Raw genomic sequence first — 19,051 nt, 5'->3', positions numbered from 1 at the left:
CCCCGTGGGGCGGCAAGCCCTGCTGCCTGCCAGGCTATCGCCGGAACCGCACGTAGGCGCGCTTGGCCAGGTAGAGCAGGTGACCGGTCAAGCCGCGGTCCTGCGCCTGGCGCAACGCGGTGTTTTCCGCGTAGAGCATGCGGATGTGTGCGTCGCGCAAGTCCAGCAGCTGCCGGATCTCGGCCACGTCGCCACGCGAGAGCGTGCGCCCCTCGTCGATGTGGCCAGGAAGCTGGCGGTTGACGTAGTAGGTGGTGTGCCGCGGCGCGGTTTCCTGCGCGGGCCGGTCCTTCGTGTAGAAGTAGAGCGCGATCGACCGGCGCGTCAGGTCCTCGCGCTGCGGCGGCAGCCGGATCGGATCGAACGCATGCCAGGAGCGCTCGGAGGTCTCGAAAATCACGCAGCGGTTGAACAGCGGCGCCACCGAGCGTGTCGGCCGGGCATCGGCGTGGGGGTCGCGGAACAGCTCCAGGCAACCGCCCCATTCCGCTTCCCATTCCGGGTTGAGATAGACGATCAGGTTGAGCCGCCGGTGCCAGCGCTCGCTGGGATGGAAGTTGAAGTCCACGTGCGGATCGAGCGCCATCCCGTTGCGGTTCTCGTGGGTGCCGCCGCCGAGGTACCAAGGGTCATACATCAGCCCGTCGATACCCGTGATTTCGCCCACCGCCTTCAGGAATTCCGGGCTCTTGATCGCGTCGTCCAGGCGCTGGTAGGCCGGCCCGACGCCGCGGATGCGATCGAGCGTCGACTTGCCGCCGGGCGTACCGTCGTCGCCGACGCTGTTGCCACGTTCGAAGGCGGGGAACGATGCCAGCAGTTCCCTGGCGAAGGTCGGGTCCAGGAAATTCTCGATCACCACGTGCGGGAAGGGCGCCGCCGAGATGAACTCCGCACGGTGGTCCGCAGCGGTTTCGAGGACGCGCGGATCGAGGATGGACAGGCCGGCTGCAGGCATCGGGCGTTTCGATGGAAGGGAATCGGTCGATTGTAGCGGGCGGGCCCGGCCGTGACGCCCTGCCGCACCATCCGCGGGGAGATGCGCAACTCAGGGTAAACTCCCCTGTTTCCGCCCGTACCTGCCCGAGCCGCACCGATGTCCAGCGAGAACACCGCCGCCGAACCCGCCAGCCACGACAACACGCCGCGGACCGACGTGCAGCGGGATTTCGTGCGCCAGATCATTCGCGAGTACCTCGCCAGCGGCAAGCACACCGCGATCCGCACACGCTTCCCGCCCGAGCCCAACGGCTACCTGCACATCGGCCATGCCAAGGCGATCTGCCTGAATTTCGGCATCGCGCGCGAGTTCGGCGGCTGGTGCAACCTGCGCCTGGACGACACCAACCCCGGCAAGGAAGACCCCGAGTTCGTCGCCGGCATCAAGGACGACGTGCGCTGGCTGGGCTATGAGTGGCACGACCTGCGCCACGCGTCGGATTACTTCGACGTGTTCTACCGCGCCGCGCTCAAGCTGATCGAGGACGGCAAGGCCTATGTCGACGACCTTTCCGCCGATGAGGTGCGCGAGTACCGCGGCACGTTGACCGAGCCGGGCCGCAACTCGCCGTATCGCGAGCGTTCGATCGAGGAGAACCTCGACCTGTTCCGGCGCATGCGCGCGGGCGAGTTCGCCGACGGCAGCAAGACGCTGCGCGCGAAGATCGACATGGCCTCGGGCAACATCAACCTGCGCGACCCGGCGCTCTACCGTATCCGCAAGGTTGCGCACCAGAACACCGGCGACGCCTGGCCGATCTACCCGATGTACGACTTCGCCCACGCGCTGTCCGACGCGATGGAAGGCATCACCCACTCGCTGTGCACGCTGGAGTTCGAGGACCACCGCCCGCTCTACGACTGGTGCGTGGACAACGTCGACCTGACCGCGCATCCGCAGCTGTGGCAGTCGGTCGTCGACGCCGGGCTCGAGGCCAAACCCGCCAAGCCGCGCCAGATCGAGTTCTCGCGCCTGAACCTGTCCTACTGCATCACCAGCAAGCGCAAGCTCGCGCAGCTGGTGAACGAAGGCCTGGTCGACGGCTGGGACGACCCGCGCATGAACACCCTGCGCGGCCTGCGCCGCCGCGGCTTCACGCCGGCCGGCCTGCGTCTGCTGATCGAGCGCCTCGGCATCAGCAAGCAGAACAGCGTGATCGACTACGCGATCCTCGAGAACTGCGTGCGCGAGGACCTGGACGCGACCGCGCCGCGTCGCATGGCCGTGCTCGACCCGCTCAAGCTGACCATCACCAACCTGCCCGGCAACCACGAGGAAACCTTGCGGTTCGCCAACCATCCGAAGGACGAGGGCTTCGGCACGCGCGAGGTGCCGTTCGCCAGCACCGTGTGGATCGAGCGCGAGGATTTCGCCGAAGTCCCGCCGAAGGGCTTCAAGCGCCTCGTCCCTGGTGGCGAGGTGCGCCTGCGCGGCGTGGGTATCGTCAAGTGCGAGGAAGTGGTCAAGGACGCCGCCGGCGACGTCATCGAGCTACTTTGCACGCTCGACCCGGAGACGCGCGCCGGCCTGCCGGGCGCCGACCGCAAGGTCAAGGGCACCATCCACTGGGTCAGCGCGCGCCACGCGGTCGCCGCCGAGGTGCGCATGTACGACCGCCTGTTCGACGCGGCGGCGCCGGACGACGAGAGCGATGGCAAGAGCTGGATCGAGCACATCAACCCGGACGCCAAGCGCATCGGCCGCGGCTGGCTCGAACCGGCGGCGGCGAACGCCGAACCGGAACAGCGCTTCCAATTCGAGCGGCTGGGCTACTTCGTCGCCGACCGCCTCGACCATCGCCCGGACGCGCCGGTGTTCAACCGCACGGTGACGCTGCGCGACACCTGGGCCAAGCAGGCCTGACGTGCTGCTGCCGCTGCAACTGCATCTCACCCTGCCGCCCTGGGTCGGCGAAGTCGCGGATACGGGCCGGCGCTACCTCACCGATGAGGAACGCGTGGGCCTGGCGATCGAACTGGCGCGCCAGAACGTCAAGCGCAGCCACGGCGGACCGTTCGGCGCGGCAGTGTTCCACGAGGACGGCCGCCTGGTTTCCGCCGGCATCAACCGCGTCGTGCCGCAGACCTGTTCGGTGGCGCACGCGGAAATGATGGCCTACATGCTGGCCCAGCAGCGCCTGTCGAGCTTTCGCCTCAACGCGGGCGACAACGGCCGCTTCATCCTGGCCACCAGCGCGCAGCCGTGCTGCCAGTGCTATGGCGCCACCGTCTGGGCCGGCATCGACGAGCTTCTGATCGGGGCACGCGCCGAGGACGTCGAGTCGCTCACCACCTTCGACGAAGGCCCGCTGCCGGCCGACTGGATCAGCCAGCTCGAACGCCGCGGCGTCGCCGTGCGCCGCGACATCCTGCGCGAGCAGGCCCGCACGGTGCTCGCCGAGTACGGCCAGGGCGGAGCGCACTATTGAGCCGGCTGCGCGCCGCCTTGCCGTTGCTGCTGCTGGTGGTCGCCGGCGTGGTCCTGTTCGCCTCGGGCGCGCTGGACCGGCTCAATCCCGAGCAACTGGTCGCGCACCAGGGTGAACTGCACGCCCAGATCGCGAGCCACCCCTGGCTCAGCCGGCTGGCCTACATCGGCCTGCTGACGCTGGCCATGGCGACCGGCATCCCCGGCACGGTCATCATCATTTTCGCCGGCGGGTTTGCCTTCGGCGTGGTCGAGGGCACCACCTGGTCGTCGATCGGCCTGACCCTCGGTTCGCTCATCCTGTTCCTGGCCAGCCGCTACGCGTTCGGCGCGGGTAGCCGCCATCCGCCGGCGCTGGTGGCGCGACTGCATCATGGCTTCGAGCAGCACCCCGTGAGCTACACGCTGTTCCTGCGCTTCGTGCCGGTCGCGCCGTTCGGCCTGATCACCGTCTGCCTCGCGTGGCTGCGCTGCCCGATGTGGCTGTTCCTCGGCACCACGTGGCTGGGTGGAACCGTGGCGCTGATCTTCGAAACCTCGATCGGCGCTGGCCTGGGCCACGCGCTGAGGCAAAGCGACCGGATCGGCTTCGGGCTGTTCATGCATCGCGAAGTGCTGCTGCCGCTGGGCGCGATCGCCCTGCTTGCACTGGTGCCGCTGCTGATCGGCCGCCTCACGCGCCACTGGCGCCAGCCGGAAGGCTAGACGCCAGCGCGACCACGGATGGCGGTCGCGCCCGAGGGCGCTCCTACACGGCGTTGGTGACTCGCTCGTCCAGCAGGGCAGGCAGGGCGTCCATCGAAGTGAACACGCGATGCGCGCCGACCTCGCGCAGGCGCACGGCCGGTGTCCGGGCGGCGAACCCCAGCACGCGCATGCCCGCCGCCACGCCGGCGGCGACGCCGGCCGGCGAATCCTCGACCACCACGCAGGCCGCGGGCGCCACGCCCATCCGGCCAGCGGCATGCAGGAACAGGTCCGGCGCCGGCTTGCCGCGCGCCACGTGAGCCGCGCTGAACAGGCGGCCTTCGAAGCGAGGCAGCAGGCCGACCCGGCCCAGGCTGAAACGCATCTTGTCCGGACCGCCGTTGGAGGCGACGCAGTACGGCAGCGCGAGCCCGTCGAGCACCTGCACTACGCCCGGGACCGGCGCGAGTTCTGCCGCCAACGCATCGAACAGCTGCCGGTCGTGTTCGGCCTCGAAGTCGTCCGGCAACGGTCCTCCCAGTCGCTCGACGACGAGCGCAAGGCAATGCGCCATCGTGCGCCCGAGGAACAGCTCGTCCATCTGCGCGTCGTCCAGAACCAGCCCCTGCCCGGCGAGCATCCGCCCGAACACGCGGTTGGCGATCGCTTCGCTGTCCACCAGCACGCCGTCGCAGTCGAAGATCACCAGGCCGGGCGGAGCGGCGTTCATTCGAAGACCGGTTCGCAGCGCACATCGCAGCGCACGGAATGGGCCAGGTAGCAGGTGTCGTGCGCCTGGTGGTGCAGCTGCTCGACCTGTTCGCGGCTGGGCAGGGCGTCGCCGGAAAAATCCACGCGCGGACGCAACAGCACGTCGCGCATGACGGTGCGCCCCTGGTCGTCACGGCCCATGGTGCCGGTCGCCGCATCGCGATAGCTGTCCACACGGAAGCCCTGGCGCGCCGCCAGGCTGAGGAACCACAACATGTGGCAGCTCGCCAGCGAGGCGACGAACGCCTCCTCCGGGTCCACCGCGGACGGGTCGGACATCGGCGACGGCACCACGTCCGGCGAGGAGGACATCGGAAGCTGTTCCCCGCCATCGAAGCGCGCCATGTGCCGGCGGCTGTAGCGGTTGTCCAGGAAAGGCTGGTCCTCGCGGATCCAGGTCAGCTCGGCAGTGTGCTTGATCATGTCATGCCCTCTGGTTGCACTGCCCGGGCCCTTGCGGGAGCGCATCTGTGCTCGACCGTCATGATCCCGGTCGCGCACGGGTGCACTCCTGCAGGGGCGTCAGCTGCGCTTGCGGAAATACAGCCACGCCCCGAGCGCCAGCACTGCCGCGGGCAGCAGGTTGGCCGGCAGCGGCGGCACGCCGTAGATGGTGGCGAAGTTCACCAGCGCCTTCTGCAGGAAGTACCAGCCGATCGCCAGCAGGATGCCTACGAAGATGCGCTTGCCCAGCCCGCCGGAGCGCAGTGCGCCGAAGGCGAACGGCATCGCGCACAACACCAGCACCAGCACGTTGAGCGGATACAGCACGCGGCCCCAGAAGGTCACTGCGTAGACGCCCGGGCTCTGCCCGTTGCGCTCGAGGTAGCTCATGTTGCGATAGAGGTCGCGCATCGGCAGGTACTGCGGCTGGGTCACCGACTGTTCGAGCACGCGCGGGTTGAGCTGCGAGTCCCAGCGCTCGCTGGCGCGGGTGGTCGTGTGCGTGCCGTTGGCGCCGAGGGTGGTGGTGCGCACGCCCTTGAGGACCCACTGCCGACCGTCGTTCTCTGCCGATTGCGCCCAGTCGAAACGGTTGATCTGGCCATCCGGCGTCAGCGTGAACACGCGCACGTCCGCCAGCTGCACCACGTTGTGGCCCTCCACCTGCTTGATGAGCGTGGCCTTGGCGTTGACGATGCGCTTGCCGTCGCGCGCCCACAGGCCGGTGCTGCCGGACAGGCCCAGGTGGTTGGCCTTCATGCGCAGCTGGATGGCCTGCGCCTTCTGGTCGCCCCACGGCGCGGCGGTCTCGCCCAGGATGGTCACGCCCACGATCAGCACGGCCACCACGCCTGCCGCCGAGGCGGCGATGCGCAGCCGCGACATGCCGGCGGCGCGCAGCGCGGTCAGCTCGCCGTTGCCGGCGAGGTTGCCGAGCCCCATCAGGCCGCCAATCACCGCGGCGAAGATGAAGTACTCGTACAGCCGCCGCGGCACGGTGACCAGCACGTAGCTGACCGCGTCGAACGTGGTGAACCCGTTGCGCCCCACGAATCCGAGCTGGCGCAGCAGCTGAGTCACCACGTCGAAGCCGGTCAACACCAGCCAGGTGGTCAGCAGCGAACCAAGAACGGTGAGGCCGACCAGCCGGTCGACCCGCTTGATCGTCCAGCCCATCACGCCACCGCCTTGCGCGGGCCGCGCGGCTTGCTGGGAGCGTGCTGCTTCCAGAACAGCCACCCCGCCAGCGCCAGCGCCAGCAGGTGCACCAGCAGCAGCGGCATCGAATTGGCCCAATGTCCCTTGCCGATCTGCGCGCGTCCGAGCGCCAGCAACAGGTAGTAGAAGTAGAAGCCCAGCAGCGCCAGCAGGATGCGCCCGTAGCGCGGTTCGCGCGGGCTCTGTCGCGACAGCGGCAGGGCCAGCATCAGCAGCACGAACGCCATCGGGGGCGCATGGATGCGCCAGGCGAACTCGGCGCGCGCGTCGGGCGACGGCGAGGTGGCCAGCGCCCAGGTGCCCTGGGAGTGGGCGGGATCCTCTTCGTCATCGGCCTTCACGTCGGAGAGCGCCACGTCGTTGCGCGCGTACTGCATGCGCCACCAGTCGTCGCGACCGAGCGGAATCTTGTATTGCCAGCCGTTGCGCAGCGCCATGAAGCGGCCCTCGCCACTGCTCTCCTGGTACAGCTGACCGCCCGCGGCGGTGACCACCTTGAGTTGGCGGACCCCGTCGCTGTCCTCGCTCTCGGTGGCGACGAAGGTCTTGCCCAGCACGCTGCCGTCGCGACTCAGGCGGTCGACGAAGATGATGCCGCCCTTGCCCGGCAGTTCGGTAAAGCGGCCGGCATCCAGGCCGGCGGCGATCACCGAACGATTGGCCTCGGCCACCAGCGCATCGGCGGTGCGCACGGCCCATGGTCCGAGCCACAGCGACACCACGCCGGTGACCAGCACGATGATGCCGGCCAGGATCGCCACCGGCTTGAGCAGGCCGCGCGGCCCCATGCCGGAGGAAGCCAGCACGTGCATCTCGCTTTCGCGGTACATGCGTCCCAGCGCCATCATCACGCCGAGGAAGCCGGCCAGTGGCAGCAGGTTGGTCAGGCCATCGAGCGTGCGCAGGCCCAGCACCGGGAACATCACGCTGGCGGGGAAGCTTCCGCCCGCCACCTGCTGCAGGACCTTGGCGAAGGTGGTGCCGGTGATGATCGCGACCAGCACGATGGCCGTGGCCGCCACGGTCTGGGCCAGCTCGCGCAGGAAGTATCGGTCGAGGATGCTCAGCATGCGATAGGATTGAAGGTCTCGCACCGCAGGCCGGCGCTAAAGCGCCAAGTCTAGCCGGTCCGCACCTTTCCCGACTCGCAGGACCCACTTCATGACGCTTCAGTTCAGTCTGGTCGCCGCCAGCACCTCGCCCGAAACCGTCGATACGCCCTGCCTGGTGGTGGGCGTCTACGAGAACGGTTTGCTGACCAGCGCCGCCGCCCGCGTGGACGGCGCCGCCGAGGGCGCGATCAAGCGCCAGGTCGAGAGCGGCGACGTCAACGGCAAGGCCGGCAGCGTCAGCGTGCTGTTCGCGCCGGCCGGCGTGGCCGCCCGTCGCGTGCTGGTGGTGGGCCTGGGCGCGCAGAAGAGCTTCGACGCGGCGCGCTTCCAGAAAGTGAACCTCGAGGCGGTCCGCGCGCTGGGCAAGCTCCCGGTCGATTCGGCCGTGTCGTTCCTGACCGAGGTCGAGGTGCCCGGCCGCGACGCCGCCTGGCGCGTGCGCATCGCGGCGCTGGCCGCCGACCACGCGGCCTACCGCTACACCGCCACCTTCAAGCCGCGCGAGAAGAGCGCGCAGCCGGAGCTGAAGTCGGTCGCCTTCGCCGCCGGCGACGAGGCGCAGTCAGGCCTCGACCAGGCGGTGGCCATTGCCGAGGGCGTGCGCTTCGCCCGCGAACTGGCCAACCTGCCGCCGAACATCTGCACGCCCTCCTACATCGCCGCGCGCGCGCAGGCGTTCGCCGAGGCCAGCGAGGGCGTCAGTTGCCGCGTGCTCGACCACGAGGAAATGGAAAAGCTCGGCTTCGGGTCGCTGCTGGCGGTCGGCCGCGGCTCGACGAACAAGCCGCGACTGATCGCGCTGGAGTACAAGGGCGGCACCGCGGGCGACAAGCCCTACGCGTTCGTCGGCAAGGGCATCACCTTCGATTCGGGCGGCCTCAGCCTCAAGCCGGGCGCCGGCATGGAAGAGATGAAGTTCGACATGGGCGGCGCGGCCGGCGTGCTGGGCGCGTTCGTCGCCGCGGTCAACATGGGGCTCAAGCTCAACCTGGTCTGCGTGGTGCCCTCGGCCGAGAACATGCCCGACGGCGACAGCTACCGTCCCAGCGACGTGCTCACCAGCCTCTCGGGCCTGACCATCGAGGTGCTCAACACCGACGCCGAGGGTCGCCTGATCCTGTGCGACGCGCTGACCTGGACGGCACAGACCTACCAGCCCAAGGCCATTGTCGATGCCGCCACGCTCACCGGCGCGTGCGTCGTGGCGCTGGGCAAGCACGCCACCGGCCTGATGAGCAAGCACGACGACCTGGCCGCCGAGTTGCTGGATGCCGGCGAGCAGACGCTCGACCGCGCCTGGCGCCTGCCGCTGTGGGACGACTACCAGGTGCAACTGGAATCGGGTTTCGCCGACGTGGCCAACATCGGCGGCAAGAGCGCCGGCGCGATCACCGCCGCCTGCTTCCTGTCGCGCTTCACCGAAGGCCAGCGCTGGGCGCACCTGGACATCGCCGGCACCGCATGGGACGAGGGCCGCAAGGGCCTGGCCACCGGTCGCCCGGTGCCGCTGCTGGCGCAGTGGCTGATCGATCGCGCCGGCTGACCGCCGCCGGCGCCGCACTCGCGGCGCCGGCCTTCCAAACATCCTGCCGAGTCGACCATGCCCCGCGCCGACTTCTACCTGATCGACAAACCGCGCTTCCGCGAGCAGCCTCTGCTGCTGGTGTGCGAACTGGCGCGACGCGCCTATGCGGCGCAGCAGCCGACCCTGATCCTCACCCGCGATTTCGAGCAGGCCGAGGCGGTCGACGAACTGCTGTGGGACTTCGACAGCGACGCCTATATCCCGCACCAGCTGGCCGGCGACGACGACGACGCGCACACCGCCGTGCTGATCGTGCCGCCCGGCATCGACACCGCCGACCGCCCGCTGCTGATCAACCTGCGCGACGCCTGCCCGAACGGCCGCTTCGAGCGCGTGCTGGAAGTCGTGGCCGCCGACGAAGCCGAGCGCACCGGCTCGCGCGAACGCTGGCGCGAGTACCACCAACGCGGCTTCCAGCTCGCCAAGTTCGACATGTAGGCGCGCGCTCCGCCAGGAGCGTCAGGCACGTCGGCACCTTTGCCTCCCGCAGCGCACCTGCGCGCGACCGGCGGACCCGCTGTTTGCGCATACCCCGGTCGCGCACGGGTGCGCTCCTGCAGGGACCGCGAAGCCTGGTGGGTCCGCACCGCGCCGGCCCAAGCGGTATGCTCTTGGCCATCTTCGGACAGGGGCCGGACGATGGATCACGGGATCGAGGAAGCGCAGGCGGTGCCGTCGGTCGTGGCCGGCCGCGCACGCGGCGGGCGCGCCACGCAACAGGACGCCTGCATCTGCCTGCATGACCCGGCCACCGATACGCGGTTGCTGGTGCTGGCCGACGGCATGGGCGGCGATGGCGCCGGCGAGCTGGCGTCCGCGGGCGTCATCGAGGCCACCCGCCGGCTGTGGCAGCAAGGCCTTTGGCGCGAACAACCCGGCCCGCTGTTCCTGGAATCGCTTTGCCAGTCCGCCCACGCCGAGCTGCGCCGGCGCGGCGAGGGACTGATCGGCGCCGAACCGCACTCGACGGTCGTCATGCTGCTGATCCGCGGACGCCGCGCCTGCTGGGCACACGTGGGCGACAGCCGGCTCTACCGCTTCCAGCGGGGACATTTCCTCGGCCGCACCGAGGACCACAGCGTGGTGCAGCTGAAGGTGGCCCGCGGCGAACTCGAGGCCGAGGCGATGGGCGAGGACATCGACCAGCACATGCTGCTGCGCGGGCTGGGCGGGCCGCATCCGCCCCAGGTCGAGCACGGCCTGGCCGCCTTGCGTTTGGGCCAGTCCTTCGCGCTGTGCAGCGACGGCGTGTGGGAGCGTCTGTCGACCGAGGAGCTCGCCCGGCTCGCCCGCCGGCGCAACCAGCGCGAGGCGCTGCACGAAGCGCTGGGACAGGCGGTGGAGCGCGGTGGCGAGGACGGCGACAATGTCTCCTTGATCTTCGCCCGGATAGGCTGGATGCAATGGTTGCGCGCCCGCAGTCGCGGACTGTGGAAGCGCCTTGCCCGCCGCCGCATGGCGGGCGACTTGGGTATCGGACAGGTATGAGGCAATCGGTGCAGAACACGGATTACGCGCGCAATGTCGCGCAGGGCCAGCGACTGGGGCTGCTGGTGCTGGTCGGCTTGTTGGCGATCGGGCTGGGCGGCTGCGCCCAGTTGCAGCAACTGAAGGCGCGCATGACCGGCCACAACAAGCCGGCGGTAACGGTGACGCCGGCGCCGGCCGCGGCGCCGGTTCGCACGCCGGCGGACGAGGCGCCGCCGCCCTCGCTCGCTTCCATCATCAATGACCAGCTGCAATCGGGCCACTATGCCGAGGGCGAGCGGCAGCTGCGCCGCTACCTGCAGGTCTACCCGGATGATCGCGCGGCCCAGTCGGTATTGCGCCAGCTCACCGTCGATCCGGAAGAGGCGCTGGGACACGCCTCGCGCCCGTACGTGGTGCGTCCGGGTGATTCCTACAGCACGCTGGCCGCCCGCTTCCTGGGGGACGGCGGACGGTTCCTGATCCTGGCGCGTTACAACGATTCGGCCGATCCGTCGATGCTGCGCGTGGGCCAGACGCTGCGCGTGCCCGCCTCGCGCCTGGCCGCCGGCACGCGACCGGAAGGCCCGGTGCAGGCCCCCGATGCCACGGCTGCAGCGCCATCTTCCGGCGACGATTCCGGCACGGCCAGGGCGCGCCACCTGCAGGACGAAAGCCTCGCGCTGCTGCACAAGGGCCAGCACAGCCAGGCGCTGGAACGGATGGACCAGGCGCTGGACGTCGACCCGCGATTGCCGCCTTCCGGCGCGGACGCCAAGGCGCTGCGCAAGCAGCTGGTGTCGGTCTATCACCAGCGCGCGATCGTGCTGTACCGCGACCAGCAACTGGACCAGGCGATCTCGCTCTGGAACCGCGTGCTGGCGATCGAGCCGGATTTCGAGCCGGCGACGGTGTACCGCGCGCGGGCGCTGGAGCTCAAGCAGCGGTTGAAGCAGTACTGAGGGAATGCCGGATGGCGGGGGCGCCCATCCCGCTCCGGCGCCCGGCAAGCCCGCCGCTAATGCCGCGTCGCCTCGTCCTCCATCCGCTGCTCGGTGGGCATGATCCGGGTGGGTAGTTCAAGCGGGACCGTCGGTTTGGAAGTGGGCCGGCGCGGTCGTCGCTCGCGTGCCTGCAGGGCATTGCACATCAGGTTGAAGGCGGTGAACAGGCGGCCAAGTTCGTCGTGGCGCACCAGCCGGATGCGGTGGCCGAAATCGCCGCGGCCGACCCGCAACATCGCCTCGCCGAGCACGTCCAGCAAACCGAGCAGGCGGCGGAACAACCAGTAGGCGGCACCGGTCACCGCCGCCAGCGTCACCAGCAGCACGGCCACGATGGCTTTGAGCGTGGTCTTCTGCGCGGCGCGCAGCGGCGCGTCGCTGATGCCCAGGCGCAATTGGCCGACCTTGGCGGTCTGGTAGTTGACCGGCACGTCGAACACGAGCATTTCGCCGGAGTCGTCGCCGTCGGGCAGGCGCACGCGGTAGCTGGCGATGTCGGCCGCACCCGGCAGGAACTCCTCGTTGGTGCGCTCCGGCAGCGGCTTGTCCTGTTCGTCCGCGCGGGTGCTGGCGATCACTTCGCCGTAGCGGTTGGCCACGGCCAGGTAATAGATCTGCTTGTTGCGCGCGATGTCCTGCACCAGCGCGCGCGTGGCGGCGCGGTCGTCCAGCAGCAGGTTCTCCGCCGCCTCGCTGGCGACCATCCGGCCAAGCGACCGTCCATAGTCCTGCGCCAGGCCGGTAACCGCGGCGTTCTGCCGGGTGTAGATCGCGGCCAGGCCGATCAGAAGCGTCAGGCTCAATACCGCGGCCAGGATGCCGGCCCAACGCAGGCGCAGCGAGATCAGCCGCGTGGCGATCGGCTTCGCGTGCAGGCGCTCGTACTCGCGCAGGGCCAGGCGCAGGTCGTCGACCAGCTCGGCGCCGCGCTGGTAGCGGTCCTGCGGCGCGGGCGCGAGCAGCGTCTGCACGATGTCCAGCAGGATCGAGGGCGTGAACGGGTCGCGCAGTTGCAGCGTGGGCTGCGGCACGCGCTGGCGCTCGGCCTGCAGGCGCCGGACGTCGCCGGTTTCCTCCCACGGCAGCTTGCCGCTCAGCAGCCAGAACAGCACCACGCCCAGCGAGAACAGGTCGCTGCGCGCGTCGGTACGTTCGCCGGACAGATGCTCCGGCGCCATGTAGGCGGGCGTGCCGCCGACCTCCCGGCGCGGCCCGCCGGGACTGCGCGGGTCGCGCCGCTCGGCGATGCCGAAGTCGCTCACCTTGGCATGCTGCCAACCGTCGGAGAGCATGATGTTCTCCGGCTTGATGTCCTGATGGACCACCCCTTGCGCGTGCGCGTAATCAAGCGCGCCCGCGATCTGCTCGACCAGGCCCAGGATCACCGGCAACGCAGGAAAGCCCTCGCGCGCCACCCGGCTGGCCAGGGTGTCGCCCGAAAGCCGCTCCATCGCGATGTACGGGCGGCCGTCCTCCATCTCGCCCACGTCGAACAGGGTGACGATGTGCGGATGGGTCAGGTGGCCGACCGCGCGCGCCTCGGTGACGAAGCGCGCGCGATAGACCGGATCGGCCGCCACCGCGTTGCGCAGGCATTTGATCGCGACCTGGCGCTCGATTTCCGGATCGAAACCGGCGTAGACCACCGCCATCGCGCCGGCGCCGAGCACGCCCTCGATACGGTAGCGTCCCACCGTCGGCGGGACGGTCCGTTCCTCGGCGACTGGAGTCAGGCCAGCCACCATGCCGCCACTCCCATCGCCACCAGCGCCACGGCGCCGAGCGCCAGCCAGGCGTGCCGGGCCGCAGCCCCTGCACCACGTTCGCGGGTGAGGAAGGTGAATTCCATCTGCCCGAAGCGGACGCGGTCGCCGTGGCGCAGGGTCGCCTCGTGGACGCGCTTGCCGTTCACGAAGGTGCCGTTGGTCGACAGTGTGTTCATGACCACGTAGTGGTTTTGCTGGTTCATGATCCAGGCATGCGAGGCCGACACGCTCAGGTCGTCCAGCACGATGTCGTTGTCGCCGCGCCGGCCGATCGTCTGCCGGCCCGAGCGCAGGGAGATGCGCTGGCCCTGGAGCGCGCCGGTGGCACCCTCCAGCACCGGGGCGGCGGCGCTGGCGCGGCCGAGCAGGACGGGCGCGGCCTCACGGGCGACCTGGCGCAGTTCCTCGGCGGAGAACAGCCGGGTTCCCTGCGGTCCAGACGATCGCTTGCTGCGGGAAAGAACGGGTGTCTGGCCAGGGCTTTCCATCGATATGCCTCGGTGGGATATCCGCGCACTATAACCAAGCGTCTGTCATCAAGGCATCGGGACGCTCGCACCGCACCCTTGGCAACCCTTGGGGAGCGGCGACGTTCATACAGCCAGTCCGGCCACGGCGACGCGTCACGCTCTGCCTCCGCACTCCATCAGCGCAATCCAGGGCGTCCATGAAGCGTATTCCCGCTTGAAGACGCGGCGAACCTGTGCGGCAGCGCGTGAATTCGGCGTATAGGCCGGTCACGCGGCTGCGGTGGGTTCCGGCCGCAGCGCGGGACTCCTACTCCGGCGCGTTGATCACCGCCAGGAAATCGCGGCCGTATCGCTTGAGCTTTGCCTCGCCCACGCCACTGACCTCCGCCAGCTCATCCTCGTTGGCGGGCATGGCGCGCAACATCGCCAGCAGCGTGGCGTCGTGGAACACCACGTAGGGCGGCACGCCCTGCTGTTTGGCCAGCCGGGTGCGCAGGCCGCGCAGGGCATCCCAGAGGGGTTGTTCGTAGGCTTCGATGCCCAGGCTTGCGCCGGTCACCAGCTGGCTGTCGCGGCGGCGGCGGGTGCTGCGCACGGGGCGTGCGTCCTCCCGCAGCAGCACCGGTTGGCCGCCGGTCAGCACGGCCCGGCTGGCGGTCGTGAGGCGCAGGGTGCCGTAGCCCTCGGCGTCGGCTTCCAGCAGCCCGGCGGCGAGCAGCTGACGGAACACCGAGCGCCAACCTTTCTCGTCCATGTCGGCACCGATGCCGAACGTGGTCAGGCTGTCATGGCCGAGCTGGCGCATGCGTTCGCCCTCGATGCCGCGCAGGATGTCGATCACATGCCCGGCGCCGAAACGCTGCCCGCTGCGATAGACCGCCGATAGCGCCTTCTGCGCAGGGACAGTGGCATCCCAGGTCTTCGGCGCCTCGATGCAGTTGTCGCAGTTGCCGCAGGGTCCCTCGTAGTCCTCGCCGAAGGCGCCAAGCAGTAGCTCGCGCCGGCAGCGGGTGGCCTCGGCGAAGGCGAGCAGGCCCTCGAGCTTCTGCCGTTCGATGCGCTTGCGTTCGTCGGCCGAGTCGGACTGGGCGATCATCTGGCTCATCGTCACCACGTCGGACAGGCCATAGAGCATCAGGGCTTCCGCCGGCAGGCCGTCGCGACCGCCGCGGCCGGTCTCCTGGTAGTAGCCCTCCATCGAGCGCGGCAGGTCCAGGTGCGCGACGAAGCGCACGTCCGGCTTGTCGATGCCCATGCCGAAGGCAACCGTGGCGACCATCACCACGCCATCCTCGCGCAGGAAGCGCTGCTGGTTGGCCGCGCGCACCCGCGCTTCCAGGCCCGCGTGGTACGGCAATGCCTCGATGCCGGCCTCGGCCAGCCATGCTGCGGTTTCGTCGACCTTCTTGCGGCTCAGCGCATAGACGATGCCGGCCTCGCCACGGTGGCCATCGAGGAACTGCATCAGCTGCGTGCGCGGATTGTGCTTGAGCGCCACGCGGTAGCGGATGTTCGGCCGGTCGAAGCTGGAGACGAACCGGTGCGCTTGGCCAAGCCCGAGCCGTTCGACGATTTCTTCCCGGGTGCGCTCGTCGGCGGTGGCGGTGAGCGCGATGCGCGGGATCTGCGCAAAGCGATCGGCCAGCACCGCCAATTCGCGGTACTCCGGACGGAAGTCGTGGCCCCACTGCGAGACGCAGTGCGCCTCGTCGATGGCGAACAACGCCACGTCGATCTGTTCGAGCAGGCCAAGGAAGCGCGACGTGAGCAGCCGCTCGGGCGCTACGTAAAGCAGTTTCAGGCCGCCGGCGAGCAAGCGCCGTTCGACCTCGCGCTGATCCTCGGGCGGCAGGCTGGAATTGAGGTAGGCCGCGGCCACGCCCGCCTCGCGCAAGGCGTCGACCTGGTCCTGCATCAGCGCGATCAGCGGCGAGACGACGATCGCCGTGCCCGGTCGCAGCAGTGCGGGAATCTGGTAACACAGCGACTTGCCGCCACCGGTGGGCATGAGTACCAGCGCGTCGCCGCCCTCGGCCACCGCGTGCACGATGGCCTGTTGCTGGCCGCGGAAGCTGGCGTAACCGAAGACGCTGTGGAGAAGATCGAGGGCGCGGGAGGACATCGGGTGAATGCTACCAAAGCGGCGTGTCGCGCCCGTCCGCGACACACGCCGGTAGCGGTAGGCAAAGCCGGATGCGGGTTGTAGGTCGCCGGCTGCGTGGGTGGGCTTCGGCCCACCGCGTCCCAGCCGTCACGGTGGACTGAAGCCCACCTACAACGTCATGCCCCAAAGCGCGCGGTCCAGGTCCGCATCCAGTCCAAAGCGCGACAGGGGCACGCGGCCATTGACCACGTCGATGCCCTCCGCGCGCAGCAACCGGCACTGCTCGCGGAAGCCGCGACTGCCCGGCGGCAACGCAATGTGCCCGCTCGCGCGCAGCACGCGATACCAGGGCAGCTCCATCCCCTCCGGCGTCTCGCCCAGCAGCTTGCCGACCAGCCGCGCGCGGCCCGGCAACCCGGCGCGGACGGCGATCGCACCATAGCTGGCGACGCGGCCACGCGGGATGGCGGCGATGGCGGCGTAGACGCGTGCGTGGCTTTCCTGCATGGCTCGTCACTTGGGCACGATGCGGCGGGAGGTTACCATCGGCGTCGCATCAAGGAGTCCGCCCATGCGCCATTTCGAAGCCGTGCGTTCCCACGTCGGCAGCCAGCACGCGCTGCGACAGAACGATCCGTACCTGATCAGCTTCGATCTGGCCCTGCCGCTCGGGCGCCACCAGGGCATCTACCTGGCCGAACTGGAGGACGAGGGCGGCCGTCGCTACCTGCGCCTGTCCACGCCGATCGGCCCATTGGCGGGCACCGATCCGCGCCGCTGCCTGCGCTTCAACTGGGAACAACGCACCGGCTTCCTCGCCGTGGCCGATCTGGACGGCTCGCCGTACCTGCACCTGTGCGAGAACCGTCCCTACGAATTCCTCGACGGCGGCGAGCTCGAGCGCCTGATCGGCGAACTCGGCCAGCTCGGCGACCAGCTGGAGCAGGTCATCGCCAGCGGCGGCGACAGCTTCTGACGCAAACGGTGCGCGGCTTTTCGTGAAGCCGCTGCCGGCGTGCTTTTCCGCCGGGAGCACCGGCCGCAAGCGCAGCTTCTACGAAAAAATCCCGGATCAGTGCGCGAACAACTGCGCGAGCCGCACGAAACCGTAGGCCAGCAACGCGGTGATCGGAAGGGTCAGGATCCAGGCCCACACCATGCGCTCGACCACCGACCAGCGGATCGCGTTGAAGCGCTTGGCCGCGCCCACGCCCATGATCGAGGCGGACACGTTGTGCGTGGTCGACACCGGGATGCCGAACGCCGAGGCGGTGAGGATCACGGCGGCGGAGCTTCCCTCGGCCGCGAAGCCGTTGATCGGATGCAGCTTGACCATCTTGTGGCCGAGCGTCTTGATGATGCGCCAGCCGCCACCGGCCGTACCCGCCGCCATGGTCAGCGCGCACACCACCGCGACCCACGCCGGCACGTTGAAGCCACCCTCGGCCGAGCCGGCGACGCGCAGGAACCCCAGCCAGTGCGGGAGGTGGTCCATCTGCCCCGCCGCGGTGCCGCCGGCCAGCGCCAGCGCGATGATGCCCATGCTCTTCTGCGCGTCGTTCATGCCATGGGCCAGCCCCATCGCGCTGGCCGAGACGATCTGCGCCTTGCCGAAGAAGGCGTTGACGAACGGCGTGCGGCCCAGCCGCTGCAGCCAGCCCTTGCGGTTGGCGAGCCAGGCGAACAGCGCATAGAGCGCGCCCATCAGCGCAAAGCCGATGACGAAGCCCATTACAGGAGAGACCACCATGGGCACGATCACCTTGGGGATCACGCCCTTGCCGGCCCACCAGCCGCCCTGGGACCAGATCACCGCGCCGAAGTTGTCGCCCGCCGCGGCGACCGCCGCGCCCACCAGCGCGCCGACCAGGGCATGGCTCGAACTGGACGGCAGCCCCCACCACCACGTGATCAGGTTCCACACCGTCGCGGCGAGCAGCGCGCAGATCAGCAATTGCGGGCCGGCGTCGACCACGTGCGTGTCGATCAGTCCAGCGGCGATGGTCTTGGCCACCGCGGTGCCCCACAGGGCGCCGATGAGGTTCGTCACTGCTGCCAGCAAGACCGCCTGGCCGGGGCTCAGCACCTTGGTCGCCACCACCGTGGCGATCGAGTTGGCGGTGTCGTGGAAGCCGTTGATGTAGGTGAAGGCGAGTGCGATCAGCACCACCGCGAAGACCAGGCCCAGGCTCATGCGCGCGGCCTCAGGAGTGCTTGAGCACGATCGAGTAGACGATGTTGCCGACGTCGCGGCACTTGTCGATCGCCTTTTCGATCAGCTCGAACAGGTCCTTGGCGAGCATCGCCTTCATCGCATCGCTGCCCTCGACGTAGAGCGAGCGGTAGGGCGCCAGCAGCATGCGATCGCCCTCCGATTCCAGCGCCTGCAGGCGATCCTGCAGTTTCCTCACCGGGTCGATGTGCAGGCCGCGGCGCAACTCGCCGATCATCTCGCTGACCACCGCAGTGGACTCCTCCAGCACGCAGGCGCGTTGGGCGAAATCCACGTCCGCCACGCGCTCGGCCACGATGGAGTAGCGCTCGGCGAATTTCTCCACCGTCTTGGGAATCTTGTACAGCGCCGAGTTCAGGGCCTCGATGTCTTCACGATCCAGCGCGGTGACGAAGGTGTTGACCAACGCCTCGCTGATCTGCGCGGCGAGCGCCTTTTCGCGGGCGCGGGCACCGGCGAAATCGGCCATGACCGGCGCGCGCTCCTTGTGGGCGAGCATCTGGTGCAGTGCCTTGGCGCTGCCATGCGCCGCCTCGGCGCTCTGCTCGAGCAGGCCGTAGAACTTGTCGCCCTTACCGAAAATCGTCTGCAATGAAAACATGCGCGTGCCTGGAAGCCGGAGTGAGGGGTCAAACAGGCGACATGTTACAGGAGCCACCGCGGCAACGGCTGACGCGGGCCTTCACCGGCCATGCACGCCCCACTGCGAGCTTGCCGGGCATCCCGTACACTGCGCACCCATGCGACCCCGAAGTCACCCGCC

The 19,051-nt window shown here is 69.3% G+C and carries 19 protein-coding genes; 8 read left to right on the top strand and 11 right to left on the bottom strand.

Annotated features, from left to right (window positions below; translation table 11 throughout):
• Positions 1 to 34: 34 nt before the first annotated feature.
• Positions 35 to 958 (bottom strand): 2OG-Fe(II) oxygenase, encoded by a 924-nt coding sequence (locus LQ772_RS02540; RefSeq protein WP_231323709.1) that lies wholly within the window; start codon positions 956 to 958, stop codon positions 35 to 37.
• Between the two features lie 138 nt (positions 959 to 1,096).
• Here LQ772_RS02540 and LQ772_RS02535 point away from each other — a divergent pair, with 138 nt between their 5' ends.
• The 3 genes from LQ772_RS02535 to LQ772_RS02525 are packed head-to-tail and all read left to right on the top strand — an operon-like array spanning position 1,097 to position 4,132.
• Positions 1,097 to 2,863, top strand: coding sequence for a glutamine--tRNA ligase/YqeY domain fusion protein (locus LQ772_RS02535; RefSeq protein ID WP_231323707.1), 1,767 nt, complete (start codon positions 1,097 to 1,099; stop codon positions 2,861 to 2,863).
• 4 nt (positions 2,864 to 2,867) lie between these two features.
• A complete protein-coding gene (locus LQ772_RS02530; protein ID WP_231325862.1) occupies positions 2,868 to 3,428 on the top strand; it encodes a nucleoside deaminase in 561 nt (186 codons plus the stop codon).
• Positions 3,425 to 4,132, top strand: a complete 708-nt coding sequence (locus LQ772_RS02525) for a TVP38/TMEM64 family protein (RefSeq protein WP_231323705.1) — start codon at positions 3,425 to 3,427, stop codon at positions 4,130 to 4,132. Before LQ772_RS02530 ends, LQ772_RS02525 begins: the two co-directional genes overlap by 4 nt.
• A 43-nt stretch (positions 4,133 to 4,175) precedes the next feature.
• Here the strand turns inward: LQ772_RS02525 and LQ772_RS02520 are convergent, their stop codons facing one another.
• The 4 genes from LQ772_RS02520 to lptF all read right to left on the bottom strand — a co-directional run bounded on the left by LQ772_RS02520 (position 4,176) and on the right by lptF (position 7,617).
• Entirely contained in the window at positions 4,176 to 4,844 is a 669-nt protein-coding gene (locus tag LQ772_RS02520) for an HAD family hydrolase (protein ID WP_231323703.1), read from the bottom strand.
• Positions 4,841 to 5,308, bottom strand: a complete 468-nt coding sequence (locus LQ772_RS02515) for an OsmC family protein (protein WP_231323701.1) — start codon at positions 5,306 to 5,308, stop codon at positions 4,841 to 4,843. The genes LQ772_RS02520 and LQ772_RS02515 overlap by 4 nt, the downstream gene beginning before the upstream one ends.
• Positions 5,309 to 5,407: 99 nt before the next feature.
• Entirely contained in the window at positions 5,408 to 6,505 is a 1,098-nt protein-coding gene (gene lptG / locus LQ772_RS02510) for an LPS export ABC transporter permease LptG (protein WP_425600820.1), read from the bottom strand.
• On the bottom strand, positions 6,505 to 7,617 hold the full coding sequence (gene lptF / locus LQ772_RS02505) for an LPS export ABC transporter permease LptF (RefSeq protein WP_231323697.1): 1,113 nt from the start codon (positions 7,615 to 7,617) through the stop codon (positions 6,505 to 6,507). The genes lptG and lptF overlap by 1 nt, the downstream gene beginning before the upstream one ends.
• A gap of 91 nt (positions 7,618 to 7,708) precedes the next feature.
• Between lptF and LQ772_RS02500 the strand changes: the two genes are divergently transcribed.
• The 4 genes from LQ772_RS02500 to LQ772_RS02485 all read left to right on the top strand — a co-directional run bounded on the left by LQ772_RS02500 (position 7,709) and on the right by LQ772_RS02485 (position 11,673).
• Positions 7,709 to 9,202 (top strand): leucyl aminopeptidase, encoded by a 1,494-nt coding sequence (locus LQ772_RS02500; RefSeq protein ID WP_231323695.1) that lies wholly within the window; start codon positions 7,709 to 7,711, stop codon positions 9,200 to 9,202.
• Positions 9,203 to 9,259: 57 nt separating this feature from the next.
• The gene (locus tag LQ772_RS02495) at positions 9,260 to 9,682 is read left to right on the top strand and encodes a DNA polymerase III subunit chi (protein WP_231323693.1); all 423 of its coding nucleotides are present in this window, start codon (positions 9,260 to 9,262) and stop codon (positions 9,680 to 9,682) included.
• A 201-nt stretch (positions 9,683 to 9,883) separates the two neighbouring features.
• Positions 9,884 to 10,732 (top strand): PP2C family protein-serine/threonine phosphatase, encoded by an 849-nt coding sequence (locus tag LQ772_RS02490; protein ID WP_231323691.1) that lies wholly within the window; start codon positions 9,884 to 9,886, stop codon positions 10,730 to 10,732.
• 8 nt (positions 10,733 to 10,740) lie between these two features.
• Entirely contained in the window at positions 10,741 to 11,673 is a 933-nt protein-coding gene (locus LQ772_RS02485; RefSeq protein WP_231323689.1) for a LysM peptidoglycan-binding domain-containing protein, read from the top strand.
• A 56-nt stretch (positions 11,674 to 11,729) separates the two neighbouring features.
• On the opposite strand, the gene LQ772_RS02480 is transcribed toward LQ772_RS02485, so the two are convergent.
• From LQ772_RS02480 to LQ772_RS02465, 4 genes are all read right to left on the bottom strand, one after another.
• Positions 11,730 to 13,460, bottom strand: coding sequence for a protein kinase domain-containing protein (locus tag LQ772_RS02480; protein ID WP_231323687.1), 1,731 nt, complete (start codon positions 13,458 to 13,460; stop codon positions 11,730 to 11,732).
• Positions 13,445 to 13,969 (bottom strand): FHA domain-containing protein, encoded by a 525-nt coding sequence (locus LQ772_RS02475; RefSeq protein ID WP_231323685.1) that lies wholly within the window; start codon positions 13,967 to 13,969, stop codon positions 13,445 to 13,447. Before LQ772_RS02475 ends, LQ772_RS02480 begins: the two co-directional genes overlap by 16 nt.
• Before the next feature lie 289 nt (positions 13,970 to 14,258).
• Positions 14,259 to 16,073, bottom strand: coding sequence for a DNA helicase RecQ (gene recQ, locus LQ772_RS02470; RefSeq protein ID WP_231323683.1), 1,815 nt, complete (start codon positions 16,071 to 16,073; stop codon positions 14,259 to 14,261).
• Positions 16,074 to 16,223: 150 nt separating this feature from the next.
• Positions 16,224 to 16,562, bottom strand: coding sequence for an MGMT family protein (locus LQ772_RS02465; protein ID WP_231323681.1), 339 nt, complete (start codon positions 16,560 to 16,562; stop codon positions 16,224 to 16,226).
• A gap of 64 nt (positions 16,563 to 16,626) precedes the next feature.
• On the opposite strand from LQ772_RS02465, the gene LQ772_RS02460 reads away from it, so the two are divergent.
• A complete protein-coding gene (locus tag LQ772_RS02460) occupies positions 16,627 to 17,031 on the top strand; it encodes a hypothetical protein (RefSeq protein ID WP_231323679.1) in 405 nt (134 codons plus the stop codon).
• Positions 17,032 to 17,127: 96 nt separating this feature from the next.
• Here the strand turns inward: LQ772_RS02460 and LQ772_RS02455 are convergent, their stop codons facing one another.
• Complete coding sequence (locus LQ772_RS02455; RefSeq protein WP_231323678.1) at positions 17,128 to 18,249, bottom strand: inorganic phosphate transporter; 1,122 nt, start codon at positions 18,247 to 18,249, stop codon at positions 17,128 to 17,130.
• A gap of 10 nt (positions 18,250 to 18,259) precedes the next feature.
• Positions 18,260 to 18,889, bottom strand: a complete 630-nt coding sequence (locus LQ772_RS02450) for a DUF47 domain-containing protein (RefSeq protein ID WP_231323676.1) — start codon at positions 18,887 to 18,889, stop codon at positions 18,260 to 18,262.
• Positions 18,890 to 19,051: the final 162 nt, after the last annotated feature.

The organism is Frateuria edaphi (genome assembly GCF_021117405.1).
In the GTDB taxonomy this organism is placed as follows: Bacteria; Pseudomonadota; Gammaproteobacteria; order Xanthomonadales; family Rhodanobacteraceae; genus Frateuria_A; species Frateuria_A edaphi.
The sequence above is the reverse complement of the archived record's forward strand: the minus strand, read 5'-3'. Positions and strand labels throughout refer to the sequence as shown.

Bases quoted from the DNA above. Each gene is read 5' to 3' on its own strand.
- LQ772_RS02520 (WP_231323703.1), bottom strand. From the start codon at position 4,844: ATGAACGCCGCTCCGCCCGGCCTGGTGATCTTCGACTGCGACGGCGTG.
- LQ772_RS02515 (WP_231323701.1), bottom strand. From the start codon at position 5,308: ATGATCAAGCACACTGCCGAGCTGACCTGGATCCGCGAGGACCAGCCT.
- LQ772_RS02465 (WP_231323681.1), bottom strand. From the start codon at position 16,562: ATGCAGGAAAGCCACGCACGCGTCTACGCCGCCATCGCCGCCATCCCG.
- recQ (WP_231323683.1), bottom strand. From the start codon at position 16,073: ATGTCCTCCCGCGCCCTCGATCTTCTCCACAGCGTCTTCGGTTACGCC.
- LQ772_RS02490 (WP_231323691.1), top strand. From the start codon at position 9,884: ATGGATCACGGGATCGAGGAAGCGCAGGCGGTGCCGTCGGTCGTGGCC.
- LQ772_RS02460 (WP_231323679.1), top strand. From the start codon at position 16,627: ATGCGCCATTTCGAAGCCGTGCGTTCCCACGTCGGCAGCCAGCACGCG.
- LQ772_RS02495 (WP_231323693.1), top strand. From the start codon at position 9,260: ATGCCCCGCGCCGACTTCTACCTGATCGACAAACCGCGCTTCCGCGAG.
- LQ772_RS02455 (WP_231323678.1), bottom strand. From the start codon at position 18,249: ATGAGCCTGGGCCTGGTCTTCGCGGTGGTGCTGATCGCACTCGCCTTC.
- LQ772_RS02475 (WP_231323685.1), bottom strand. From the start codon at position 13,969: ATGGAAAGCCCTGGCCAGACACCCGTTCTTTCCCGCAGCAAGCGATCG.
- LQ772_RS02535 (WP_231323707.1), top strand. From the start codon at position 1,097: ATGTCCAGCGAGAACACCGCCGCCGAACCCGCCAGCCACGACAACACG.
- lptG (WP_425600820.1), bottom strand. From the start codon at position 6,505: ATGGGCTGGACGATCAAGCGGGTCGACCGGCTGGTCGGCCTCACCGTT.
- LQ772_RS02450 (WP_231323676.1), bottom strand. From the start codon at position 18,889: ATGTTTTCATTGCAGACGATTTTCGGTAAGGGCGACAAGTTCTACGGC.
- LQ772_RS02540 (WP_231323709.1), bottom strand. From the start codon at position 958: ATGCCTGCAGCCGGCCTGTCCATCCTCGATCCGCGCGTCCTCGAAACC.
- LQ772_RS02480 (WP_231323687.1), bottom strand. From the start codon at position 13,460: ATGGTGGCTGGCCTGACTCCAGTCGCCGAGGAACGGACCGTCCCGCCG.
- lptF (WP_231323697.1), bottom strand. From the start codon at position 7,617: ATGCTGAGCATCCTCGACCGATACTTCCTGCGCGAGCTGGCCCAGACC.
- LQ772_RS02500 (WP_231323695.1), top strand. From the start codon at position 7,709: ATGACGCTTCAGTTCAGTCTGGTCGCCGCCAGCACCTCGCCCGAAACC.